Genomic DNA, 22,099 nt, shown 5'->3' with positions numbered 1-22,099 from the left:
TAGATGGAGAGCGCGGAGGACAGGGTGCGCGTGGTCATCGCGGAGGACTCGGTGCTGCTCCGGGAGGGGCTGACCCGGCTGCTCACGGACCGGGGGTACGAGGTCGTGGCCGGGGTCGGTGACGGGGACGCGCTGGTGAAGACCGTCGCCGAGTTCGCCGACGCGGGGCAGCTGCCCGACGTGGTCGTGGCGGACGTGCGGATGCCGCCGACGCACACGGACGAGGGCGTGCGCGCGGCCGTCCAGCTGCGGGAGACGCACGGGGACCTGGGTGTGCTGGTCCTGTCCCAGTACGTGGAGGAGCAGTACGCGACGGAGCTGCTGGCCGGATCCAGCCGCGGGGTCGGCTATCTCCTCAAGGACCGGGTAGCCGAAGTGCGTGAGTTCGTGGACGCGGTCGCCCGTGTCGCCCAGGGCGGGACGGCGCTCGACCCGGAGGTGGTCGCGCAGCTTCTCGGGCGCAGCCGCAAGCAGGACGTGCTCGCCGGTCTCACCCCGCGGGAGCGGGAGGTGCTGGGCCTGATGGCCGAGGGGCGGACGAATTCCGCGATCGCCCGGCAGCTCGTGGTGAGCCACGGAGCCGTAGAGAAGCACGTCAGCAACATCTTCCTGAAGCTGGGCCTCTCGCAGAGTGACGCGGATCACCGGAGGGTCCTCGCGGTGCTGACGTACCTGAATTCTTAGCGGGGGCGGCGCGGGTCGCGCCGTCGGCCCGTCCCGCGCCGTCCGGGGAAACGGAGAGCTTGAGGAGCACTCCAGGGGGTGGAGCGAGCGTGGCAGTGCACTGCGACAGGGCGTCTCAAAAAGCTGTCCAGCATGGGATCACCTTCGGGAAGGCAACCCTTAGCGACGTACGATGGCTGGCGAGCCGCCGCCTTGAGGGAGGTCCGATCCACCGTGACCAGTCAGGTCAGTAGCCCAGTCGGGCATCAGTCCGGCCCTGAGAGAGGGCAGGACAGCGGGCAGGACAAGGAGGTCAGGCGCCTGGACCGGGTGATCATCCGGTTCGCGGGAGACTCCGGCGACGGCATGCAGTTGACGGGCGACCGCTTCACGTCCGAAACGGCCTCGTTCGGCAACGATCTCTCGACGCTGCCGAACTTCCCGGCCGAGATCCGTGCCCCCGCGGGCACCCTGCCGGGCGTCTCCAGCTTCCAGCTGCACTTCGCCGACCACGACATCCTGACGCCGGGCGACGCCCCGAACGTCCTGGTGGCCATGAACCCGGCGGCGCTGAAGGCGAACATCGCCGACGTGCCGCGCGGCGCGGAGATCATCGTCAACACGGACGAGTTCACCAAGCGCGCGATGGCGAAGGTCGGCTACGACACGAGTCCGCTGGAGGACGGCTCCCTGGACGGCTACAGCGTCCATCAGGTGCCGCTCACCACGCTCACGGTCGAGGCGCTGAAGGAGTACGAGCTGGGCCGCAAGGAGGCGGGCCGGTCGAAGAACATGTTCGCGCTGGGTCTGCTGTCCTGGATGTACCACCGGCCCACCGAGCAGACCGAGGCGTTCCTGCGCTCGAAGTTCGCGAAGAAGCCGACGGTCGCCGAGGCGAACATCGCGGCGTTCCGCGCGGGCTGGAACTTCGGCGAGACGACCGAGGACTTCGCCGTCTCGTACGAGGTGGCCCCGGCGTCCAGCGCGTTCCCGCCCGGCACCTACCGGAACATCTCGGGGAACCTGGCGCTGTCCTACGGACTGGTCGCCGCGTCTCAGAAAGCGGATCTTCCGCTCTTCCTCGGCTCGTACCCGATCACCCCGGCCTCCGACGTGCTGCACGAGCTGAGCAAGCACAAGAACTTCGGCGTCCGCACCTTCCAGGCCGAGGACGAGATCGCCGGTATCGGCGCGGCGCTCGGCGCCTCCTTCGGCGGCTCGCTGGGCGTGACGACGACCTCGGGGCCCGGCGTGGCGCTGAAGTCCGAGACCATCGGCCTCGCGGTCAGCCTCGAACTGCCGCTGCTGATCATCGACATCCAGCGCGGCGGCCCCTCCACCGGGCTGCCCACCAAGACCGAGCAGGCCGACCTGCTGCAGGCGATGTACGGGCGCAACGGCGAGGCCCCGGTGCCGATCGTGGCCCCGTCGACGCCCGCCGACTGCTTCACGGCGGCCCTGGACGCGGCCCGGATCGCGCTCACGTACCGGACGCCGGTCTTCCTGCTCTCCGACGGCTACCTCGCCAACGGCTCGGAGCCCTGGCGGATCCCCGACGCCGACGAACTCCCCGACCTGCGCACGCAGTTCGCCTCGGGCACCAACCACGTGCTGGACGACGGTACCGAGGTCTTCTGGCCGTACAAGCGCGACCCGCACACGCTCGCCCGCCCCTGGGCGGTGCCCGGCACTCCCGGCCTGGAGCACCGCATCGGCGGCATCGAGAAGCAGGACGGCACGGGCAACATCTCGTACGACCCGGCGAACCACGAGTTCATGGTCCGCACCCGGCAGGCCAAGACCGACGGCATCGAGGTCCCGGACCTGGAGGTCAGCGACCCCACGGGAGACGCCGGGCTCCTGGTCCTGGGCTGGGGCTCCACGTACGGGCCGATCACGGCCGCCGTGCGCCGGATCCGGAACGCGGGGGGACAGATCGCGCAGGCCCATCTGCGTCATCTGAACCCGTTCCCCCGGAATCTGGGCGACGTGCTGCGGCGTTACGACAAGGTGGTCGTGCCGGAGATGAACCTCGGGCAGCTGGCCACCCTCATCCGTGCCAGGTACCTGGTCGACGCGCAGTCGTACACGCAGGTCAACGGCATGCCCTTCAAGGCTGAGCAGCTCGCGACAGCTCTCAAGGAGGCCATCACCCATGGCTGAGACTTCGACAGGTCTCGCGGAGGAGGCTCCTCTGACCGAGGAGGCCGACACCAAGGGCCCGGAGGCCCTCTCGCTCGTGCCCCGGGCCGTGGGCAAGCAGACGATGAAGGACTTCAAGTCGGACCAGGAGGTCCGCTGGTGTCCCGGCTGCGGCGACTACGCGGTGCTCGCCGCCGTCCAGGGCTTCATGCCCGAACTCGGCCTGGCGAAGGAGAACATCGTCTTCGTCTCGGGCATCGGCTGCTCCTCCCGCTTCCCGTACTACATGAACACGTACGGGATGCACTCGATCCACGGACGCGCCCCGTCCATCGCCACCGGACTCGCCTCGTCGCGACGGGACCTGAGCGTGTGGGTGGTCACGGGTGACGGCGACGCGCTGTCGATCGGGGGCAACCACCTGATCCACGCGCTGCGGCGGAACGTGAACCTGAAGATCCTGCTCTTCAACAACCGGATCTACGGCCTGACGAAGGGCCAGTACAGCCCGACCTCCGAGGCCGGGAAGATCACCAAGTCGACGCCGATGGGCTCGCTCGACGCGCCGTTCAACCCGGTGTCGCTGGCGCTCGGCGCCGAGGCGAGCTTCGTGGCCCGCACGGTCGACTCGGACCGCAAGCACCTCACCTCGGTGCTGCGCGCCGCCGCCGACCACCCGGGCACGGCGCTGGTGGAGATCTACCAGAACTGCAACATCTTCAACGACGGCGCGTTCGAGGTCCTCAAGGACAAGGAGAAGGCGCAGGAGGCCGTGATCCGGCTGGAGCACGGCGAGCCGATCCGCTTCGGGACGCCGGCCGAGGACGGGCTCGGCTCCCAGGGCGTCGTGCGCGACCCGGCCTCCGGCGAGCTGCGCATCGTCGACGTACGCGAGGAGGGCACGGCGGACGTCCTCGTCCACGACGCCGCCGCCGACTCCCCCGGCACGGCCTTCGCGCTCTCGCGGCTGGCCGACCCGGACACCCTGCACCACACGCCGATCGGCGTGCTGCGCAGCGTCCGCCGTCCCGTGTACGACACGGAGATGGCCGAGCAGCTCGACCGCGCGGTGGAGCAGAACGGCAAGGGCGACCTGGCCGCACTGCTGCACGGGAACGACACCTGGACAGTCGTGGGCTGAGCCCGCCGACCACCCTTGAAGTGCCCGGTTCCTCCTCGGAGGGGCCGGGCACTTTCCCGTGCCACGTCTCCGGGCTGTGGCCGACAGGACCATAACGCAAGACGGAACTGACAGGGGTGCCCGTCTTCCGTTACCGTGCCGGAGGGCACGGCGAGAGAGGGGGCCCTCCATGGGGACGCAGGGGACGCAGAAGGCGGGCCTGAGTTACGGCTTCGCGGCGTACGGGATGTGGGGACTGCTCCCCCTCTACTGGCACCTGCTCCAGGACACCGGGGCCTCCGAGGTGCTGGCCAACCGCATGGTGTGGTCGCTGCCGACCGCGCTGCTGATCCTCGCGCTGCTGCGCCGCTGGTCCTGGATACGCCCGCTGCTGCGCGAGCCGAAGAAGCTCGCCCTGATCCTGCTGGCCGCCTGCGTGATCTCCGCGAACTGGGGGCTCTACATCTGGTCGGTCAACTCCGGCCGGGTCATCGAGGCGTCCCTCGGCTACTTCATCAACCCGCTGGTCTCCATCGCCTTCGGCGTCCTGCTGCTCCGCGAGCGGCTGCGCGTCGCGCAGTGGGTGGCCGTGGGCGTCGGCGTGCTCGCCGTGGTCGTGATGACGTTCGCCTACGGCAAGCTGCCGTGGGTCTCGCTCACCCTGGCCTTCAGCTTCGCCACGTACGGGCTCGTGAAGAAGAAGGTCAAGCTCGACGGGGTCGAGGGGTTCAGCGCCGAGACGATGATGCAGTTCCTGCCCGCGCTCGGCTTCCTGATCTACCTCGGGGCACGCGGCGAGTCGACCCTCACGACCGACGGCGCGGCCCACACCCTCCTGCTGGTCCTCTCCGGCGCGGCCACCGCACTGCCGCTGATCTTCTTCGGCGCCGCCGCCGTACGGCTGCCGCTCTCCACCATCGGGCTGCTCCAGTACATGGCGCCCGCCTTCATGTTCGTCCTCGGCATCACCGTCTTCCACGAGGAGATGCCGCCCGAGCGCTGGGCGGGCTTCGCGCTCGTCTGGGCCGCGCTGGTCCTGCTGACCTGGGACGCACTGCGCACGGCGCGGCGCGGCCGGGCCGCCCTCCGCGCCGCCGCCGCGGAGGCGGCAGCCGTGCAAGAGAGCTCGGCCCCACAGGCCCAGGCCCCTGGCCCGGACTCCGGCCAGCCCTCCGCCGCGCCTACGCGCTAGCCGGACGCCCGCTCGGGGCACGGCCCCGAGCCCTCTTTCCCCGTGCGGAACACGAGCTGCCCCGTCCGGCACGCCACCGACCACAGGTGCGTCGTGGCCGGTCGCGCAGTTCCCCGCGCCCCTTCGGGGCACGGCCCCGAGCCCTCTTTCCCGGTGCGGAGCACGGGCTGCCCCGTCCGGCGCGCGGCCGACCGCAGGTGCATCGTGGCCGGTCGCGCAGTTCCCCGCGCCCCTTCGGGGCGCGGCCCTCGGCGCGCTGGTCGCGCCCGCGCGGCGGAGCCGCATATCGGCACAGCCCCGCGCCCCTTCGGGGCACGGTTCTCGGGGTGCGGTCCTACGCCGTGATGTCGCGGTTCGTGAAGCGGGCCCAGGCGGCGGAGCCGAAGATCGCTCCGTAGAGGGCCTGGAGGCCGAGGTTCTTGATCAAGTCGTCCCAGTAGACGGGGTCGCGCAGGACGTCCGAGAAGCTCAGCCAGTAGTTCGGGAAGAGGTACGGGTGGACGTCGTGCAGCTGCGGGATCGTGTTGACGATCTGGACCGTGATCAGCAGCCCGACGGTCGCGGCCATCGCGGCGATGCCGCTGTTGGTGAGCGTCGAGATGAAGAGCCCGAGCGCCGCCAGCCCCACCAGTGACGCGGCGACCAGGACCGCGATGAAGAGCGCGCGGGCCAGCCCCTCCGCGAAGGAGACGGTCGTACCGGACAGCAGCGTGACCTCGCCGACGGGGAAGAGGAGCGAGCCGACCGCGAGTGCCGAGACCGCGACGACGAGCGTGGCGGCCAGGCAGAACGTCAGTACGGTCGTGAACTTCGCCAGCAACAGGCGCGTACGCCCCGCGGGGGCGACCAGCAGATAGCGCAGCGTGCCCGCGTTGGCCTCGCCCGCGATCGAGTCACCGGCGATCACGCCGATGGCCATCGGCAGGAAGAACGGCAGCGTGGCCGCGAGCGAGGTGAAGACCAGGAACAGGCCGTTGTTGGTGACCTGCGAGATGAACGCGGGGCCCTCGCCGCCCTGCCCGCCGCCCCCGCCGCCGACCGAGCCCCCGTCGCTCGTCTCGATCTTGACGGCGATGCCGACCAGCACCGGCACCAGGGCCAGCACCGCGAGCAGCGCGAGGGTGCGCCAGCGCCGGAAGGTGACGGCCAGCTCGGAGCGGAAGAGTCCCAGCGACCAGAGGGGGCTCGGAGTGCGCGGGTCGGCCTCCGCTGCGGTGCTCTCAGCCTGCGACATCGAAGCCCTCCCCGGTGAGCGAGACGAAGACGTCCTCCAGCGAGGCCCGCGCCACGCCGAAGGCCCGTACGCGCACGCCGTCCCGTACGAGCGCGGCGTTCAGGTCGGCGAGGTCCGGAGGGTCGGTGGTGGGGAGGTCGCCCGTGACCTGGTCCCCGTCCGACTCCAGGTCGGTCACGCCGTGCTCCTTGAGGACGCGGAGCGCGTCGGCGGGGTCGGGCGTGGTGACGGTCAGTCTGCCGCGGGCGCCCGCCGACATCTCGGCGACGGTGCCCTGCGTGACGAGGCGGCCCCGGTTCATCACGGCCGTGTGCGAGCAGACCTGCTCGATCTCGTCGAGGAGGTGGGAGGAGAGGAAGACGGTGATCCCGTCGCCCGCGAGCTCGCGGACGAGGGTGCGGATCTCGCGCATGCCCTGCGGGTCGAGCCCGTTGGTCGGCTCGTCCAGCACGAGCAGCTCGCGCGGCTGGAGCAGGGCCGCGGCCAGGCCGAGGCGCTGCTTCATGCCCAGCGAGTACGCGCGGGCCTTCTTGCCCGCCGCGGCGGAGAGGCCGACCCGCTCCAGCGCCCGGCCGACGCGGGCCGTGCGGGTGCGGGGGTCGGCGGTGGGGTCGGCGGCGTCGAACCGGAGCAGGTTGTCGCGGCCGTTGAGGAACCCGTAGAGCGCGGGGCCCTCGATGAGGGCGCCGACCCGAGGCAGCACCCGGCGGGCGCCGTGCGGCATGGGCTCGCCGAGAAGACGGGCGCCGCCCTCGGTCGGCTCGATCAGGCCGAGCAGCATCCGGATCGTCGTCGTCTTCCCCGAGCCGTTGGGCCCGAGGAAGCCGAAGACGCTGCCGCGCGGCACGGTGAGGTCGAGGGCGTCGACGGCGAGCTGACCGCCTCGGTAGCGCTTCGTGAGTCCCTGGGTCGAGATCACTGATGTCCCGTCGCTACGGTCGGCGGCCGGCTCGGCCATACGGTCCCCCTCTGCCTCGGTGGTTGTTACTTCGCGTCCGCGTCGGCGGCCTTGATCAGGCCCTCCTTGGTGACGGCGCCGACGTAGACCTTCCCGTCGTCCGTCATCAGGGCGTTGACCAGGCGGGTGCTGAAGACGCGGCCGGTGCCGAAGTCGCCCTTGGCCTCGTCGGTGAAGCTGTCGAGCAGCTTCTCCGCCTGGGCCGACTCGCCCTTGCCCAGGCCCTTCATGCCGCCGTTCTCCTTGCCGACGGAGCCCGCGAGCGTACCGGTGTCGAACTTGGCGACCTTGTTCCAGGTGGCGCCCTTGCCCACGATGTCGAGGCCGGAGAGGTCGGGCTTGCCCTGCGGGGCTGCCCTGTCGGCCTTCTTGTCGAGCTTCTCCTCGGTGACCTTCGTGCCCTTCGGGGGCTTGAAGTCGAAGGTGCCGCCGTCGGGCTTGCCGAAGTCGACCTTCTTGTAGCCGATGTCGACGACGGCCTTGCCGCCGCTCTTCGGGGTCAGCGAGAACTTCAGCGGCGCCCCGTTGTCCGCGTCCACCGCGATGCGGATCTCGCCGACGGTGGTGTCGGGTGCGTCCTTCGGGGTCAGCACGAGCTGGTACGCGTCGCGGCCCGCGACCTTCGCCGTGCCGTCGACGGAGGCCGACGTGCCGGACTTCTCGGCCGCCTTCAGCGCCTCCTTCGCCGCCTTCTCCGGCGTCAGGTCCGGCATCTTCTCGTGCTTGGTCTCCGCCTTGCCGCCCTTGACGCCCTTGGGCGCCTTGGCGTGCCAGGCGCTGTTGCTCCCGCTGTCGTACGCCCACAGGTCGCCCGCGTTGTGGATCAGGCTGTACTCGGCGGCGTCCTCGACGATCGACACCCGCTGCTTGTCGGGGCCGTCGGCCGCGACGCGGAGCGTGTGCTCGCCGGAGGCCAGCTCCGTGAGCTTCTTCTGGGGCGCGGCGGACGGCTTCTCGCCCTTGCCGTCCTTGCCCTCCTCGTCGCCGCCTCCGCCGCCCCCGCCGAAGGGGCCGCCCTGGCTTCCGGAGCCGCCGGGGAGGGAGGGCAGGCCGAGGTCCGTGCTGATCTTCACGGTGCCGGAGACCTGGTCGACGTCCGACTTGGCCATCTTGGCCACGAGTTCCTCTGCCGTGATCTTGGGCAGGTCCGGGTCACCGGCGTCGGCGAGCGCGGGCACCAGGCCGACGGTGGCCGCCGCCACGCCCGCGATGGCGACCGGAACGCCGTACCGGAACGCCTTGCGCCGGGACTTGCTCGGTTGGATCTGTGCCATGTGTACGTCCTACCTCCGTCGTCGGCGGCGGTCTTCTCTTACGTCGCAACGTCGCACTCGTCCACCCCTTGCCGCCATTCTCACCCGAATCGGTGCGGGGTGTGTGAGTCCATGGCATCAAATCCAGCCGGACAAGGCGTCAGCCGACGGGGGCAACTCCACGTACTCCCCCGGGATGACAGCCCCTGATGAGAGCTCCCCCGTTCTAGGGGCCCCGTCAGGGGCGCGGGGAACTGCGCGAGGAACCACAGCGCAGTCGCACCCGGCAAAGCACGGCAAGGGGCAGCCCCTGGACCGGCCGAGGCGGGGTCACCCGGCGCGGTGGACGACCGCCTCGCACAGGCCCGAGAGGGCGGCCTTGGCGGCGTTCTCCGGCAACGGGGCCAGCATTTCGCGAGCCGCCTCGGCGTACCGCACGGTGTCACGGCGGGCCTGCTCCAGCGCCGGGTGGGCCCGCAGCCCCGCGAGGGCCTCCGCGTGGCGGGCGTCGTCCGTGAGGTCCCCGGCGAGCAGCGCGGCCAGTTCCCGGTCCTCCGGCGTCGCCTCGGACGACGCGGCGCGTGCCCGTACGTACAGGACAGGCAGCGTCGGGATGCCCTCGCGCAGGTCGGTGCCCGGCGTCTTGCCGGACTCGCGGGTCTCGCTGGAGATGTCGAGGACGTCGTCCGCGAGCTGGAAGGCGACGCCGATCCGCTCCCCGTACTGGGTCAGGATCGACACGATCCGCTCGTCGGCGCCGGACATCATCGCCCCGAAGCGCCCGGCGACGGCGATCAGCGAGCCCGTCTTGCCGCCGATCACTTCGAGGTAGTGGTCGATGGGGTCCTGGCCCTCGGCGGGTCCTGCGGTCTCCAGGATCTGGCCGGTGACCAGCCGCTCGAACGCCTCGGCCTGGATCCGTACGGCCTCGGGGCCGAGGTCGGCCAGTATGTGCGAGGCCCGCGCGAAGAGGAAGTCGCCGGTGAGGACCGCGACGGAGTTGTCCCAGTTGGCGTTGGCGCTGGCGACGCCGCGGCGCACGTCGGCCTCGTCCATCACGTCGTCGTGGTACAGCGTCGCGAGATGGGTCAGCTCGACGACCACGCCCGAGGGCACCACCCCCGGCGCGTACGGGTCCCCGAACTGGGCGGCCAGGGCCACCAGCAGCGGACGGAAGCGCTTTCCGCCCGCGCGCACGAGGTGCTGGGCCGCCTCCGTGATGAACGGCACGTCGCTCTTGGTGGCCTCGATGAGACCTTCCTCAACGGCCGCCAACCCTGCCTGGACATCGGCTTCGAGAGCCTGGTCCCGCACGCTCAGCCCGAAATGCCCGACGACGGTCACGAGGGGTACTCCTGTCTGCGAACGTGGAATGAACGATCACCATGGATCGCGCGGTGTCACGCTGTCTCATATTGGCTCGGTGCCACCATCACCTGGCAGCGTATCCGGTCACATAACGATCACGGTTGGCGCCTGCGCCGCCGACCGCCCTTAGGTGCCCTCGCACCTTCTTACCGCGCCATGGCCGGACATACGGGATATGTTGCAGATCACCCTTTGGCTGCGGTTTGGGGAGCTGGATCGCGGACAGCAGGGGCACTCGCAACCGCTCACCCCCCACGCACCAGGAGCCGTCCCCGTGTCCCGCCCCGACCCCACGTTTCTCGGCCAGCCCCGCGGCCTGCTGCCGCTGTCCGGACTGGAGATCTGGGAGCGCTTCTCGTTCCTCGGGATGCAGGCCATCCTGGTGCTCTTCTTCTCCGCCTCGGAGGCCGACAACGGCCTGGGCATGGAGCCGGGGCCCGCCGCCTCCGTGGCCGCCGGGTACAGCACGCTCGTCTACCTGCTCTCCGTCGCGGGCGGCTGGATCGCCGACCGCATGCTCGGCTCGTACCGCTCGGTGCTCTACGGCGGGATCCTCATCGCCTGCGGTCACTACGCGATGGCCGTCCCGCACCCCGCCTCGACCTGGATCGGCCTCGGCCTGATCAGCGCGGGCACCGGCATGCTCAAGCCGAACGTGGCCGCCATGGTCGGCAAGCTCTACTCCGCCGACGACGACCGCCGTGACGCCGGGTTCTCGCTCTACTACATGAGCATCAACATCGGCGCGTTCCTCGGGCCGATCATCACCGGGCTGCTCGGCGAGGACATCGACTGGCACTGGGGCTTCTCGGCCGCCGCCTTCGGCATGACGCTGGGCCTCGTCCAGTACCTGCTGGGCCGCCGCCATCTGGCCGGGCGGAAGGACGGCGCCGAGTTCCCGCTGCCCCCGGCCGCGATGCGCCACGCGGTGTGGCTGATCTGCGGCGGTCTCGCCGCCGTCGCCGCGCTCTGCGTGCTGCTGGGCGCGCTCGGCGCGCTGACCCTGTCCCGCTTCGTGGACGCGCTGACGTACGTGTCGATGGCGGCGCCCGTCGTGTACTTCACCGTGATCTGGCGGAGCCCCCGGGTGACGGCGGCCGAGCGCGGACGGCTGCGGCCGTTTCTGGTCCTGTGGCTGGCCTCGGTGGCGTTCAACTTCGTGCTGTTCCAGTCGTACACGGTCCTGGTCCTGCTGACGGACTCCCACGTCAACACGAGCGTTCTCGGCTGGCACGTCCCGTCGAGCTGGATCAGCTCCGCGCTGGGCGCCGTCTCGGTGCTCTCCGCGCCCGTGATCGCCTCGGTCTGGTCCCGGATGGGCTCCCGCCAGCCCCACGCGTCCCGCAAGCTCGCGCTCGGCGTGCTGCTGGGCGGGCTCGGCTTCGTCCTGCTCTCCCCGGTCACGCTCGGCAAGTCGGGCAGCGGCTGGGAGATCAGCCTGGTGTGGGTGGTGCTCGCGGTGCTGCTGATCGGCGTCGGCGACGTGCTGCTGGAGGCCACCGGCATGTCGGCGACGACCAAGCTCGCGCCCGCCGCGTTCAGCAGCCAGGGGCTCGCGCTCTGGTTCCTCTCCCTCGCCCTCGCGACGGGCGTCCAGGCGCAGACCGTGAAGTTCTACGGCGACATCGCGGACTCCCTCTACTTCCTGCTCAACGGCGCCGTGGCCGTCGTCGTCGCCCTCGCCGTCTTCGCGGTCGCGCCGTGGCTGCGCCGCACGATGCACCCCGTCCACTGAGTCGTTCCGCTGGTGTCGGAGGATCGGTTTATGCACATTCGTACCGCCGAGGAATTCCCGTACCGCGTCCAGCGCGAGGACGTCCGTATCCCCATGGGGGACGGGGTCCAGCTCTACGCCCGGATCTGGCGCCCCGTGACCGACGAGCCCGTGCCGGTGCTGCTCGAATACCTGCCCTACCGGCTCAGCGACTGGACCGCGCCCCGCGACGCGCAGCGCCACCCCTGGTACGCCGGGCACGGCTACGCCTCCGTCCGCGTCGACGTGCGCGGGCACGGCAACTCCGGCGGCCTGCCCGGCGACGAGTACGACGAGACGGAGCTGGCCGACGGCGTCGCCGTCATCGAGTGGCTCGCCGCCCAGCCCTGGTCCAGCGGCAGGGTCGGGATGTTCGGCATCTCCTGGGGCGGCTTCAACAGCCTCCAGCTCGCGGCCCGCGCCCCCGAGGCCCTCAAGGCGATCGTCACCGTCTGCTCGGCCGACGACCGCTACGACAACGACGTCCACTACATGGGCGGTTCGGTCCTCGCCGTGGACATGCACGCCTGGGCCTCCACCATGCTCGCCTTCGTCTCCCGCCCGCCGGACCCGGCGCAGGTCGGCGACGCCTGGCGCGCGATGTGGCGCGAACGCCTGGAGTCCGTGGACCCGTTCATCCACACCTGGCTCGCCCACCAGACCCGCGACGCCTACTGGAAGCACGGCAGCGTCTGCGAGGACTACGGCGCCGTGCGGGCGGCCGTGCTCGCCGTCGGCGGCTGGCACGACCCGTACCGGGACACGGTGCTGCGCCTCGTCGAACACCTGGACGCGCCGGTGCGCGGGCTCATCGGCCCCTGGTCGCACCAGTACCCGGACCGGGGACTGCCGCCGGGCCCGGCGATCGGCTTCCTCCAGGAGACCCTGCGCTGGTGGGACCACTGGCTCAAGGACCGAGACACCGGTGTCATGACGGAACCCCTCCTCCGCTCCTGGATCAGCGACTCGCACCCGCCCGCCACGGTCTACCCCGAGCTGGAGGGGCGCTGGGTCGGCGACGACGCCTGGCCCTCCCCCGCCGTCACGATGACGCCGTACGAACTCCCGGGCAGCGGGCCCGTGCCCGTACGGTCGCCGCAGCACACCGGCGTCGACGCGGGCCGCTTCTTCCCCTTCGGCAACGACTCCGACCTGCCGCCCGACCAGCGCGAGGAGGACGGGCGTTCGGTCTGCTTCGACTCCGCGCCGCTGGACGGCGGAACGGAGATCCTCGGCCGCCCCCGCGTCCGTCTCCGGGTGACCTGCGAGGTCCCGCGCGGCCAGGTGGTCGCGCGGGTCTGCGACGTCGCGCCCGACGGCTCCTCCACGCTCGTGACCCGCGGAGTCCTCAACCTCGCGGCACGGCACGGCAGGGACCGCGCGGTGGACTGGGAGCCGGGCGCCACGGAGGACGTCACCTTCGAACTCAACGGCATCGGCCACGCGTTCCCCCCTGGGCACCGGATCCGGCTCGCGCTCTCCTCCGCGTACTGGCCCTGGATCTGGCCGCAGCCCGGCAGCGAGGCGGGCTGGACCCTCGACCCCGGGGCGAGCGCCCTCGAACTCCCCGTCCGCGACCCGTCCGGCGACGCGTCCCGCCCCGCGATCCGCTTCGCGGACCCCGAGCAGGCCGAGCCCCTCGGCGTCGCCTACCCCGACTCCGGAGACCAGCGCCCCGAACGCCTCGTCGTCCGCGACGTCGCCACGGGCGAATGGCGCCTGGAGGTGGACCCCCGCTACGGCGGCACCCGTATCTACCCGGACGGCCTGGAGTTCACGGAGGACGCGCTGGAGACGTACGTCATCTCCGAGAACGACCCCCTGAGCGCCCGCACCCGCTCCGACTGGTCGATCCGCCTGCGCCGGCCCGGCCTCGGGTGGGACGCGCGCGTCACGACCCGGTCCGAGATCACCGTCGGCGCCACGGACTTCGTCACGACGAACGAGGTCGTGTGCCACGACGGGGAGTCCGAACTCTTCCGGCGGTCGTGGGAACGACGCATTCCGCGCACGGCGGGCTGAGGTGTTTCGCCCCGACCCGAAACACCTCACCGTACGGGCGGTGCTTGCCCCTTTGCCCTCCAGGGGCGCGGGGAACTGCGCGCCCAGCCACGACGCGGGCGCGGCCCGCGAACCACAGCCCGGGGCACCCCGGGCGCGGCTCTTGTACGCGGGGCACCCGGCGTGGGGGGCTGCGCTTGCCAACCCTGCGCCTTGCGCAGACTTCCCAAGCTTCGCGGAAGGGAGACGGGTGGAGGGAGGAGCTGGGGGCGGGATCAATCGGGGGCGGCTGCTCTTGCTATGCGGGGGGAGGAGTATTCGGTTCCTACTACGAAGCGCATCAGGGGGCCGTACGAGGCCGCCGCCGGGAGGCCCGTGAAGAAGAGGCCGGGGACCGAGGACTGGAAGTCGGGGCCCAGAAGGGGTGCGGGGGTGCGGCCGCTGCGGGCCAGGGAGGCCCGCAGCGCGGGCCCGAGGCAGTCCATCGCGGCGAGGTCCACCCGGTACCCCGTAGCCGCGATGACGTGATCGGCACTCAGCGTCGCACCCCCGGTCAGGTCCAGGCGGACGCCCGCCCCGTCACGCGCCGCGCGCCGCACCGCGCTGCCCTGGGTCACCGAGACCCGGCCCGCGAAGCGGCCGCGCAGCCACCAGGCGCCGAGGGGCCCGAGGACGCGCCGGACCAGTTCGTGGCGTACGGGCGCGGGCAGGCGGCGGTAGGCGCCCGCGTAGTACGTCAGCGCGTACAGCGACCAGGCCCGCCCGAACGGGCTCTCCGGGCGGAAGCGGGGCTGGCGGTCGGGCGGGGCGCCGAAGCCGACGGCGGTCCGCCCGCGCGCCACGACCCGCACCGAGGCGGCGCCCGCCTCCGCCGCGAGCACCGCCGTCTCCAGCGCGGACTGCCCCGCGCCGACCACGATCACCGCGCGCCCCGCGAGCCGCGCCGGGTCCGGGTGCTGGGAGCTGTGCGAGACGGGCCCCGTGGGGGACGGTCCGTCCGGCACGGCCGCGGCCAGCGACGGCGGTACGTACGCGAAGCCGCTGAGCCCCGTCGCGACCACCACGGAGCGCGCCACGCACACGTCCCCGGAGTCGAGCTTGACCTCGAACCCGCCGCCCCGGCGCCGGTCGACGGCGACGACCCGTACCCGTTCGAGGTCCGGGACCAGCCGCCGCTGGAACCACCGCCCGTAACGGGTGAAGGTCTCGACGGGCACGATGTCCCAGTCGGACTCGTACCGCTCGCCACCCGTCGCGAGGCAGTGGTCGAGCAGGCCGTGGCCGGGCTGCGGGGCGTCGATGTTCGAGGCGGCCGGGGTCGACTTGAGCAGCATCCCGGCGGGCATGTGCGCGCTCCAGCTCACCATCGGCTCGCCGAACACCCTCGTCGGCACGTCCCTCGCCCGCAGATGCGCGGCCGTCGACAGGCCGTACGGACCGGCGCCGATCACCACGACGGGCATGTCGTCCCGCCGCTCCTTCGCACTCGCACTCGCACTCGCGCTCGCGTTCACTGGGTCCCCTCCCACCATCGATGTGTCACCTCGTGCGCGTCACCCGTGGCTCCCCCGCCAGTGCTGCCACAGATGCTTGAGCCCCGGGCGCAGCAGCCGTGCCGCCATCAGCGCCGCGGGCACCGGGTCGTCGGCCGCGGCCCAGGCCAGCTCGGTGCCGTGCGCGGCGCGCTCCGGGGCGTGCGGCGCGCGGTACCCGGGGCCGCCGCCGCGGCGGCGGTAGGCGAGCCGGGCGACGGGGTCGATGTTCTCGACCACGTACCGCCGGCCGTCGCGCTGCCCGCCCTCGGGCACCGGGCGCCCGGTCAGATGCAGATGCTGCGCCCGTACGACGTCGATCCCCGCGTCGCTCTCGAAGAGCCGGAACTGGGCGCCCATGCGCGGGTTGAAGTCCAGCAGCTTGTACTGCCCGTCGCGGCGGTCGAAGCGCCAGTCGAGGTCGACGATCCCGGCGAAGCCGATCTGCTTGACGAACCGGGCCGACAGCGCGGCCAGTTCCGGGTTCGCGACGACGTACGCCGCCGCCGTCATCCCCGCGTGCGGCGGCCACGAGCGGACCTTGACGCCCGTGAACAGCGTCAGCGGCTCGCTCCCGGTGCCGAGGTAGGCGTGCACGATCCAGTCCTCGGCGTCCTCCAGCGGCAGGTACTCCTGGAGGATCACCCCGGGCCGCTCGCCCCATCGGCGCGCCAGCGCGAGGAGTTCGCGGGGGCCGTCGATCCGCGTCGTCCCGTTCACGGCCGGGCTCTCCCGCCGTACGAACGCCTCGCGGTTCTTCGCCACCACGGGGAAGCACGCCTCCTCGGCGAACCGCTCCACCTCCGCGTACGTCCGGGGCGAGCTGCCGGCGGGCGAGGGCACGCCGTGCTCGGCGCACAGCTCGTGCAGGCCCTGCTTGCTGGCGACCCGCCGCGGCAGGTCCGGCTCCACGCGCGGGAAGAGGAACCGTTCGCGCAGCTCGCACTGGTGCTCGGCGATGAGCACGGCGGCCTCTTCGTCCGTCGGGATCAGCACGGCGGGCCGCCCGATGCGCCGCCCGGCCCGCAGCAGGCCGTCCAGCAGCCGTTCGCGGGGCTCGCGTCCGCTCGTCGGCCAGACGAACGGTTCGCGCAGATAGCGCGAGCGCGCGGCGGGCGTCCAGCGGTCCTCCGTGATCGCGTACATCGGTACGCCCAGGCGCCCCAGGCTGCGGATCGCCCCGACGCCGCCGTGGTGCAGCGGGTAGTCACCGATCTTGACGATCAGCCCGGGGACGGATCTGTCGATCCCCGTACTGCCCGTACGGCCGGTACGGACCACGTCGGTGCTGAAGCGCGCGCCCTCGTTCGCCACTCGACCCCCTACGGCACGGCGCGGCTCAGTTCCGCTCCGGGCCCCCACGAACGACGCTAGGGCGGACAGGGGCTGCCGCCAAGACCGGCCCTGACCGGGCGCGCGCATCCAGCCATGCCTTTGCTCGGAATTTGCTCCCTTCAGCGGGCGCGCGCGGGGCCTTAACCTGACCGCCATGAGTACACCCGACGACTCCCCCGCCCTGTTCGGCCTGGACAACCTCCCCTACGGCCTCTTCAGCACGGCGGACAGCCCCGGCCACCGCCGCGTCGGCGTCCGCCTCGGCGACTCCGTCCTCGACGCGGGCGGCGCCGCCGCCGCGCTCGGCTCGGCGCACGCCGAGCTGCTGGCCCAGCCCTCGCTCAACCCGCTGATGGCCGCGGGCCGCCCCGTGTGGCAGGCCGTACGGGCCGAGCTGCGCGGCTGGCTCGCGGACGGCTCAGGAACGCCGTATCTGCGGCCCCTGTCCGAGGTGACGCTGCACCTCCCGTTCGAGGTCGCCGACTACGTCGACTTCTACGCGAGCGAGAACCACGCCACCAACCTCGGCCGCCTCTTCCGCCCCGACGGCGCGGCGCTCCTCCCCAACTGGAAGCACCTGCCCGTCGGTTACCACGGCCGCTCGGGGACCGTCGTCGCCTCCGGCACGCCCGTCGTACGGCCGCAGGGCCAGCGCAAGGCGCCCTCCGAGGACGCGCCCACCTTCGGGCCCACCCGGCGGCTCGACATCGAGACGGAGCTCGGCTTCGTCGTCGGCGCGGGGCGGGTGCGGGACGGCTCCGGGGTGCCGCTGGGCGACTTCGAGGAGCACGTCTTCGGGGTGACCCTCCTCAACGACTGGTCGGCGCGCGACATCCAGGGCTGGGAGGGCCAGCCGCTGGGGCCGCACCTGGCGAAGTCGTTCCTCACCTCCGTCTCGCCGTGGATCACGCCGCTGGACGCGCTGGACGCCGCGCGGGTCGCGCCGCCCGCGCGCGACGTGCCGCTGCTTCCCTATCTCGACGACTCCGCGCCCGGCGTCGCGCCCGGTGGGCTCGACCTGCGCATCACCGTCCGGCTGAACGGCCAGGTGATCGCCGAGCCGCCCTTCTCCACGATGTACTGGACGGGCGCCCAGATGCTGGCCCACATGACGGTCAACGGGGCGTCCCTCCGTACGGGCGACCTCTACGGCTCCGGCACCATCAGCGGGGCCGACCGGCTCACGCAGTCCGGCTGCCTCCAGGAACTGACCTGGGGCGGCACCGAGCCGGTTGTCCTGGCGGACGGCAAGCGGACCTTCTTGGAGGACGGCGACGAGGTCACCCTCTCCGCCTGGGCCCCCGGCCCCTCCGACACCCAAATCGCCCTCGGCGCCGTCACGGGCCACATCGCCCCCGCCCTGACCTGACCCCGGCTTCGGGGCAGCCCCTGCAGGGGGCCGGGCAGAGGCTGCCCCGTGCTGTGCCTCGCGGGCCGCGCCCGCGTCGTGGCTTGTCGCGCAGTTCCCCGCGCCCCTTAGCTCTTCCGCTGTGCTTGGGAAGTCTGCGCAAGGCGCAGGGTTGGCAAGCGCAGCCCCCCACGCCGGGTGCCCCGCGCAACGGGGCCGGGTTCGGGGAGCCCCGTGCTGTGCTTCGCGGGCTGCGAGTGCGTCGTGGCTTGTCGCGCAGTTCCCCGCGCCCCTAGAGGGGCAAGCCCCGACGTCTTGGGCCCGGAGCGCCCCGCGGCGGAGCCGCAAAACGAACACGGGCCCGCGCTCCCGCGGGGCGAGCCCGGAAGTCTTGGACCCGAGGGGGCTCACTCCGTCGGGCCGAGTAGGAGGACGTGGCCCGTGGTCGGGGCCGGGCCGGGGAACGGGGCGAGGTTGCCCGCGGGGTCGACGTGGAACAGGGGCTCGTACCCGGTGCGGGCCGCGCCCCCCGCGGCCGCGCGGACCACGATCCGCTCACCCGCCTCGTAACGCCGCGCCACCTCCGCCCCGCTGAGCCCGGCACCGAAGAGCGTCGGGCCGCCCAGGTACGGGGCCACCACGCCCTGTCCCTCCTCCCTCGGGGCGAGCCTGTGGACGGGCAGTTCCTCGCCGCCGGAGAGGACGGCGGCGGCCAGGGCGTTGAAGTCGTCCTCTCCGGTGAGCAGGTAGACGGCCGTGACGCCCTCCAGCTCGGCGCCGGGCCCCGCCGCCGAGGCCAGCAGCTCCCCGGGGGCCAGCTCCAGACCGGCGCTCGCGACGCGCTCGCGCTGCCGCTCGCTCCCGCTCCACAGCAGCGCCTCGATGCCCGTCGAGCGCAGCGCGAGGCCCAGGTCCACCACCCAGGGCTCGTCGCCCACCAGCAGGGGACGCTCGCGACCGGCCCGCGTGACGCGCAGCCTCCGGGCGACGGGCCCCGCCGTGAGCCCGTACAGCGTCACCGTCACGACGATGACGAGGAACGTGGCTGGGAGGATCTTCTCCGCGCCCCGGACCGACCGCTCCACCAGCCCGGCGGCGAACGTCGAGGCCGTGGAGGCGGCGACGATGCCGCGCGGCGCCATCCACCCCAGGAAGGCCCGTTCGCCCCGCGGCAGTCCGGTGCCCGCCGCGGACAGGGCCGCGACGAGCGGCCTGACCACCGCCACGAGCACCGCGACGAGCACGAGGGCGGGCAGCACCACGCCCCGGAGCGACGCCGGGGTCACCGTCGCCGAGATCGACACGAACAGCAGCCCGACGATCAGCGAGACCAGCGTCTCGAAGAACGGCCGCAGCGCCGGGGCGTCGAAGCAGGGCAGCGAGGCCACGGCGATGCCCATGACGATCGCCGCGATCAGTCCGGTGTCCTCGCGCACCAGGTCGCACGCCGCCGCAACCCCGACCACGGTGGCCAGTTGCACCGCGGCGCCGAGCACCTCGCCCGGCCGCATCCGGTGCAGCAGCAGGACGAGCAGCGCCGTGCCGCAGACGCCGCCCGCCAGCCCGGTGCCGGCGCTCGCCAGGAACTCCGCCACGGCGCGCACCGGACCGTCCCGGGTCTTGGTGGTCACGGCGTGGAAGACCAGCGCGCCCAGAATGCCGCCGACGGCGTCGACGAGGGAGCTCTCCCACACGAGGATCCGCCGCACCCGCTCCGAGGGGCGGACGAAGCGCAGCAGCGGCCCGACGACCGTCGGGCCGGAGACCACGAGGACGACCCCGAGCATCACCGCCGCCGAGGGGGACATGCCCAGCAGCGGTGCCGCGACGAGCGCGGCGAGCACGGGCGTCAGCAGCGCGCCGATCCAGACGAGCCGGATCACCACCCGGCGCGCGTCGCCGGTCAGCCGCCGCAGGTCGAGGCCGATTCCCGCCTCGTAGAGGATCACCGCGACGGCCAGCGACACCAGCGGGGAGAACGCCGGGCCGACCAGCTCGTCGGGGTGGACCACGTCGGTGAGCGCCCCGGCGGCGAAGCCCACGGGCAACAGCACGATGATCGCCGGGATGCGGAGCAGTCCGGCGAGGACCTGCGCCCCGACCGCCAGCACGACGACGAGGCCCATCCCGGCGAGCACCCGCTCGGTCGTCACGCAGCCGCCACCGCCCTCCGGTCCAGAGGGCCAGTGGACCCCGGGCGCGTGGGGCCCGCACCCCGCCCGGGGCAGGCGGGTGAACCGGCCGCGGGCCTACCAGCCCAGGTCCTCCGGCTCCTCCGGCTCAGGTCCCGGCTCCGGTTCCGGCTCCAGTTCCGGTTCCGATCCCGGTTCCGGCCCGGGCCCCGTCGGTGCCTCCTGCGCCAGTACGGCCAGTACGCCCGCCCCGTACGTCGCGAGCTTCTTCTCGCCGATGCCGCCCAGTTCGCCCAGCTCCGCGAGGGACGAGGGACGGCGCGCTGCGATGTCGCGGAGGGTCGCGTCGTGGAAGACGACGTACGCCGGGACGCCCTGCTCCTTCGCCTGGGCCGCGCGCCAGGCGCGCAGGCTCTCGAAGAGGGGCTGGGCCTCCTCGGGGAGGTCGGCCACGGGGGCGGCGGTCCTGGAGGACCGGGACTTCGACTTGGACGGGGTCTTGGGACGTACGTCCTTGCGGAGCAGCACCTCCCGCTCGCCCCGCAGGACGTCCGCGCTGGCGTCCGTGAGGGCCAGCGTGCCGTACTCCCCCTCGACCTCGACCAGGCCCTGCGCCAGGAGCTGGCGGACGACGCCGCGCCACTCGGCCTCCGCCATGTCGGCGCCGACGCCGAAGACCTTCAGCGCGTCGTGGTCGAACTGGATGACCTTCGCGGACTTGCGGCCGAGCAGGATGTCGACGATCTGGCCGGTGCCGAACTTCTGGCCGCGCTCCCGCTTGAGGCGGACGACCGTGGAGAGCACCTTTTGCGCCGCGACCGTGCCGTCCCAGGTCTCGGGCGGGGTGAGGCACGTGTCGCAGTTGCCGCATCCTTGATCGGGTTCCTGGCCGAAGTAGGTGAGGATGCGGGTCCGGCGGCAGGTGACCGTCTCGCAGAGGGCGAGCATCGCGTCGAGGTGGGCGCGGGCCCGGCGCCGGAAGGACTCGTCGCCCTCCCCGCCCTCGATGAGCTTGCGCTGCTGGACGACGTCCTGCAGCCCGTAGGCCAGCCAGGCCGTGGACGGCTGACCGTCGCGGCCCGCGCGGCCCGTCTCCTGGTAGTACCCCTCCACGGACTTCGGCAGGTCCAGGTGCGCGACGAAGCGGACGTCCGGCTTGTCGATGCCCATGCCGAAGGCGATCGTGGCGACGACGACCAGGCCGTCCTCGCGCAGGAAGCGCGACTGGTGGGCGGCGCGGGTGCCCGCGTCGAGCCCCGCGTGGTACGGCACGGCCTCGACGCCCTCGCGGCAGAGGAACTCGGCGGTCTTCTCCACCCCGTTCCGCGAGAGGCAGTAGACGATTCCGGCGTCGCCCTCGTGCTCGTCCTTCAGGAAGCGCAGGAGCTGCTTGCGGGGGTCGCTCTTGGGGACGATGCGGTACTGGATGTTGGGCCGGTCGAAGCTCGCGACGAAGTCGCGGGCGCCCTTCATGCCGAGGCGCTCGGTGATCTCCTGGTGGGTGGCACGGGTCGCGGTCGCCGTCAGGGCGACGCGCGGCACGTCGGGCCAGCGCTCGCCGAGCATCGAGAGCGAGAGGTAGTCGGGGCGGAAGTCGTGACCCCATTGAGCGACGCAGTGCGCCTCGTCGATCGCGAAGAGCGACACCTCGCCGCGCGCCAGCAGCGCGGTGGTCGCCTCCAGGCGGAGCCGCTCGGGCGCGAGGTAGAGCAGGTCCAGCTCCCCGGCGAGGAACTCGGCCTCGACGACGCGGCGCTCCTCGAAGTCCAGCGTGGAGTTGATGAACCCGGCGCGGACGCCGAGCGCGCGCAGCGCGTCCACCTGGTCCTGCATCAGGGCGATGAGGGGCGAGATCACGACGCCCGTGCCGCGTCTGACCAGCGCGGGGATCTGATAGCAGAGCGACTTGCCGCCGCCGGTCGGCATCAGCACCACGGCGTCGCCGCCGTCGATGACGTGCTCGATGACCGACCCCTGCTCACCGCGGAAGGAGTCATATCCGAAGACGCGGCGCAGCACGCGCAGCGACTCGCCCTGAGCGCTCTCCTGAAGCATCCCGCCACCTTAG

General features: G+C 72.4%; 15 protein-coding genes. 7 read left to right on the top strand and 8 right to left on the bottom strand.

Translation table 11 applies throughout. The features are described from left to right. The first annotated feature begins 24 nt into the window (after positions 1–24). The 4 genes from ACGF3A_RS00645 to rarD all read left to right on the top strand — a co-directional run bounded on the left by ACGF3A_RS00645 (position 25) and on the right by rarD (position 5,117). A complete protein-coding gene (locus ACGF3A_RS00645; protein ID WP_393727065.1) occupies positions 25–684 on the top strand; it encodes a LuxR C-terminal-related transcriptional regulator in 660 nt (219 codons plus the stop codon). 213 nt (positions 685–897) lie between these two features. Then, positions 898–2,826: a 2-oxoacid:acceptor oxidoreductase subunit alpha gene (locus tag ACGF3A_RS00640; protein WP_393724341.1), complete on the top strand. Its 1,929-nt coding sequence runs from the start codon at positions 898–900 to the stop codon at positions 2,824–2,826. Between the two features lie 103 nt (positions 2,827–2,929). Beyond that, the gene (locus ACGF3A_RS00635; RefSeq protein ID WP_393727063.1) at positions 2,930–3,946 is read left to right on the top strand and encodes a 2-oxoacid:ferredoxin oxidoreductase subunit beta; all 1,017 of its coding nucleotides are present in this window, start codon (positions 2,930–2,932) and stop codon (positions 3,944–3,946) included. Between the two features lie 169 nt (positions 3,947–4,115). Then, positions 4,116–5,117 carry an EamA family transporter RarD gene (gene rarD, locus ACGF3A_RS00630; RefSeq protein WP_393724339.1) on the top strand — a complete coding sequence of 334 codons (1,002 nt, stop codon included), beginning with the start codon at positions 4,116–4,118 and terminating at the stop codon, positions 5,115–5,117. 334 nt (positions 5,118–5,451) lie between these two features. On the opposite strand, the gene ACGF3A_RS00625 is transcribed toward rarD, so the two are convergent. From ACGF3A_RS00625 to ACGF3A_RS00610, 4 genes are all read right to left on the bottom strand, one after another. Beyond that, the gene (locus tag ACGF3A_RS00625; protein WP_393724337.1) at positions 5,452–6,351 is read right to left on the bottom strand and encodes an ABC transporter permease; all 900 of its coding nucleotides are present in this window, start codon (positions 6,349–6,351) and stop codon (positions 5,452–5,454) included. Continuing rightward, the gene (locus tag ACGF3A_RS00620) at positions 6,338–7,309 is read right to left on the bottom strand and encodes an ATP-binding cassette domain-containing protein (RefSeq protein WP_393724335.1); all 972 of its coding nucleotides are present in this window, start codon (positions 7,307–7,309) and stop codon (positions 6,338–6,340) included. Before ACGF3A_RS00620 ends, ACGF3A_RS00625 begins: the two co-directional genes overlap by 14 nt. 26 nt (positions 7,310–7,335) lie before the next feature. Continuing rightward, positions 7,336–8,583 (bottom strand): DUF2092 domain-containing protein, encoded by a 1,248-nt coding sequence (locus ACGF3A_RS00615; protein WP_393724334.1) that lies wholly within the window; start codon positions 8,581–8,583, stop codon positions 7,336–7,338. 309 nt (positions 8,584–8,892) lie between these two features. Then, positions 8,893–9,906, bottom strand: a complete 1,014-nt coding sequence (locus ACGF3A_RS00610; protein WP_393724332.1) for a polyprenyl synthetase family protein — start codon at positions 9,904–9,906, stop codon at positions 8,893–8,895. 298 nt (positions 9,907–10,204) lie between these two features. Here ACGF3A_RS00610 and ACGF3A_RS00605 point away from each other — a divergent pair, with 298 nt between their 5' ends. Next, on the top strand, positions 10,205–11,665 hold the full coding sequence (locus tag ACGF3A_RS00605) for a peptide MFS transporter (protein WP_393724330.1): 1,461 nt from the start codon (positions 10,205–10,207) through the stop codon (positions 11,663–11,665). A 30-nt stretch (positions 11,666–11,695) separates the two neighbouring features. After that, on the top strand, positions 11,696–13,705 hold the full coding sequence (locus tag ACGF3A_RS00600) for a CocE/NonD family hydrolase (RefSeq protein WP_393724328.1): 2,010 nt from the start codon (positions 11,696–11,698) through the stop codon (positions 13,703–13,705). 254 nt (positions 13,706–13,959) lie between these two features. Here the strand turns inward: ACGF3A_RS00600 and ACGF3A_RS00595 are convergent, their stop codons facing one another. Then, positions 13,960–15,147 (bottom strand): NAD(P)-binding domain-containing protein, encoded by a 1,188-nt coding sequence (locus tag ACGF3A_RS00595; RefSeq protein WP_393724326.1) that lies wholly within the window; start codon positions 15,145–15,147, stop codon positions 13,960–13,962. A 90-nt stretch (positions 15,148–15,237) separates the two neighbouring features. Beyond that, positions 15,238–16,497 carry an ATP-grasp domain-containing protein gene (locus ACGF3A_RS00590; RefSeq protein ID WP_393727061.1) on the bottom strand — a complete coding sequence of 420 codons (1,260 nt, stop codon included), beginning with the start codon at positions 16,495–16,497 and terminating at the stop codon, positions 15,238–15,240. Positions 16,498–16,705: 208 nt separating this feature from the next. Between ACGF3A_RS00590 and fahA the strand changes: the two genes are divergently transcribed. Beyond that, a complete protein-coding gene (gene fahA / locus ACGF3A_RS00585) occupies positions 16,706–17,920 on the top strand; it encodes a fumarylacetoacetase (RefSeq protein ID WP_393724324.1) in 1,215 nt (404 codons plus the stop codon). Positions 17,921–18,306: 386 nt separating this feature from the next. On the opposite strand, the gene ACGF3A_RS00580 is transcribed toward fahA, so the two are convergent. After that, complete coding sequence (locus ACGF3A_RS00580; RefSeq protein ID WP_393724322.1) at positions 18,307–20,052, bottom strand: cation:proton antiporter; 1,746 nt, start codon at positions 20,050–20,052, stop codon at positions 18,307–18,309. A gap of 96 nt (positions 20,053–20,148) precedes the next feature. Continuing rightward, the gene (gene recQ, locus ACGF3A_RS00575; RefSeq protein ID WP_393724320.1) at positions 20,149–22,086 is read right to left on the bottom strand and encodes a DNA helicase RecQ; all 1,938 of its coding nucleotides are present in this window, start codon (positions 22,084–22,086) and stop codon (positions 20,149–20,151) included. Between the last annotated feature and the right edge of the window lie 13 nt (positions 22,087–22,099).

This window comes from Streptomyces sp. NPDC048172, from assembly GCF_043202595.1.
GTDB lineage: Bacteria > Actinomycetota > Actinomycetes > Streptomycetales > Streptomycetaceae > Streptomyces.
Note: the sequence above shows the minus strand (reverse complement) of the source record. Positions and strands in the feature narration are given on the sequence as shown.

Coding starts and splice junctions, on each gene's coding strand:
- ACGF3A_RS00625 (WP_393724337.1), bottom strand. CDS start 6,351: ATGTCGCAGGCTGAGAGCACCGCAGCGGAGGCCGACCCGCGCACTCCG.
- ACGF3A_RS00620 (WP_393724335.1), bottom strand. CDS start 7,309: ATGGCCGAGCCGGCCGCCGACCGTAGCGACGGGACATCAGTGATCTCG.
- ACGF3A_RS00600 (WP_393724328.1), top strand. CDS start 11,696: ATGCACATTCGTACCGCCGAGGAATTCCCGTACCGCGTCCAGCGCGAG.
- fahA (WP_393724324.1), top strand. CDS start 16,706: ATGAGTACACCCGACGACTCCCCCGCCCTGTTCGGCCTGGACAACCTC.
- recQ (WP_393724320.1), bottom strand. CDS start 22,086: ATGCTTCAGGAGAGCGCTCAGGGCGAGTCGCTGCGCGTGCTGCGCCGC.
- ACGF3A_RS00615 (WP_393724334.1), bottom strand. CDS start 8,583: ATGGCACAGATCCAACCGAGCAAGTCCCGGCGCAAGGCGTTCCGGTAC.
- ACGF3A_RS00595 (WP_393724326.1), bottom strand. CDS start 15,147: ATGCCCGTCGTGGTGATCGGCGCCGGTCCGTACGGCCTGTCGACGGCC.
- ACGF3A_RS00635 (WP_393727063.1), top strand. CDS start 2,930: ATGAAGGACTTCAAGTCGGACCAGGAGGTCCGCTGGTGTCCCGGCTGC.
- rarD (WP_393724339.1), top strand. CDS start 4,116: ATGGGGACGCAGGGGACGCAGAAGGCGGGCCTGAGTTACGGCTTCGCG.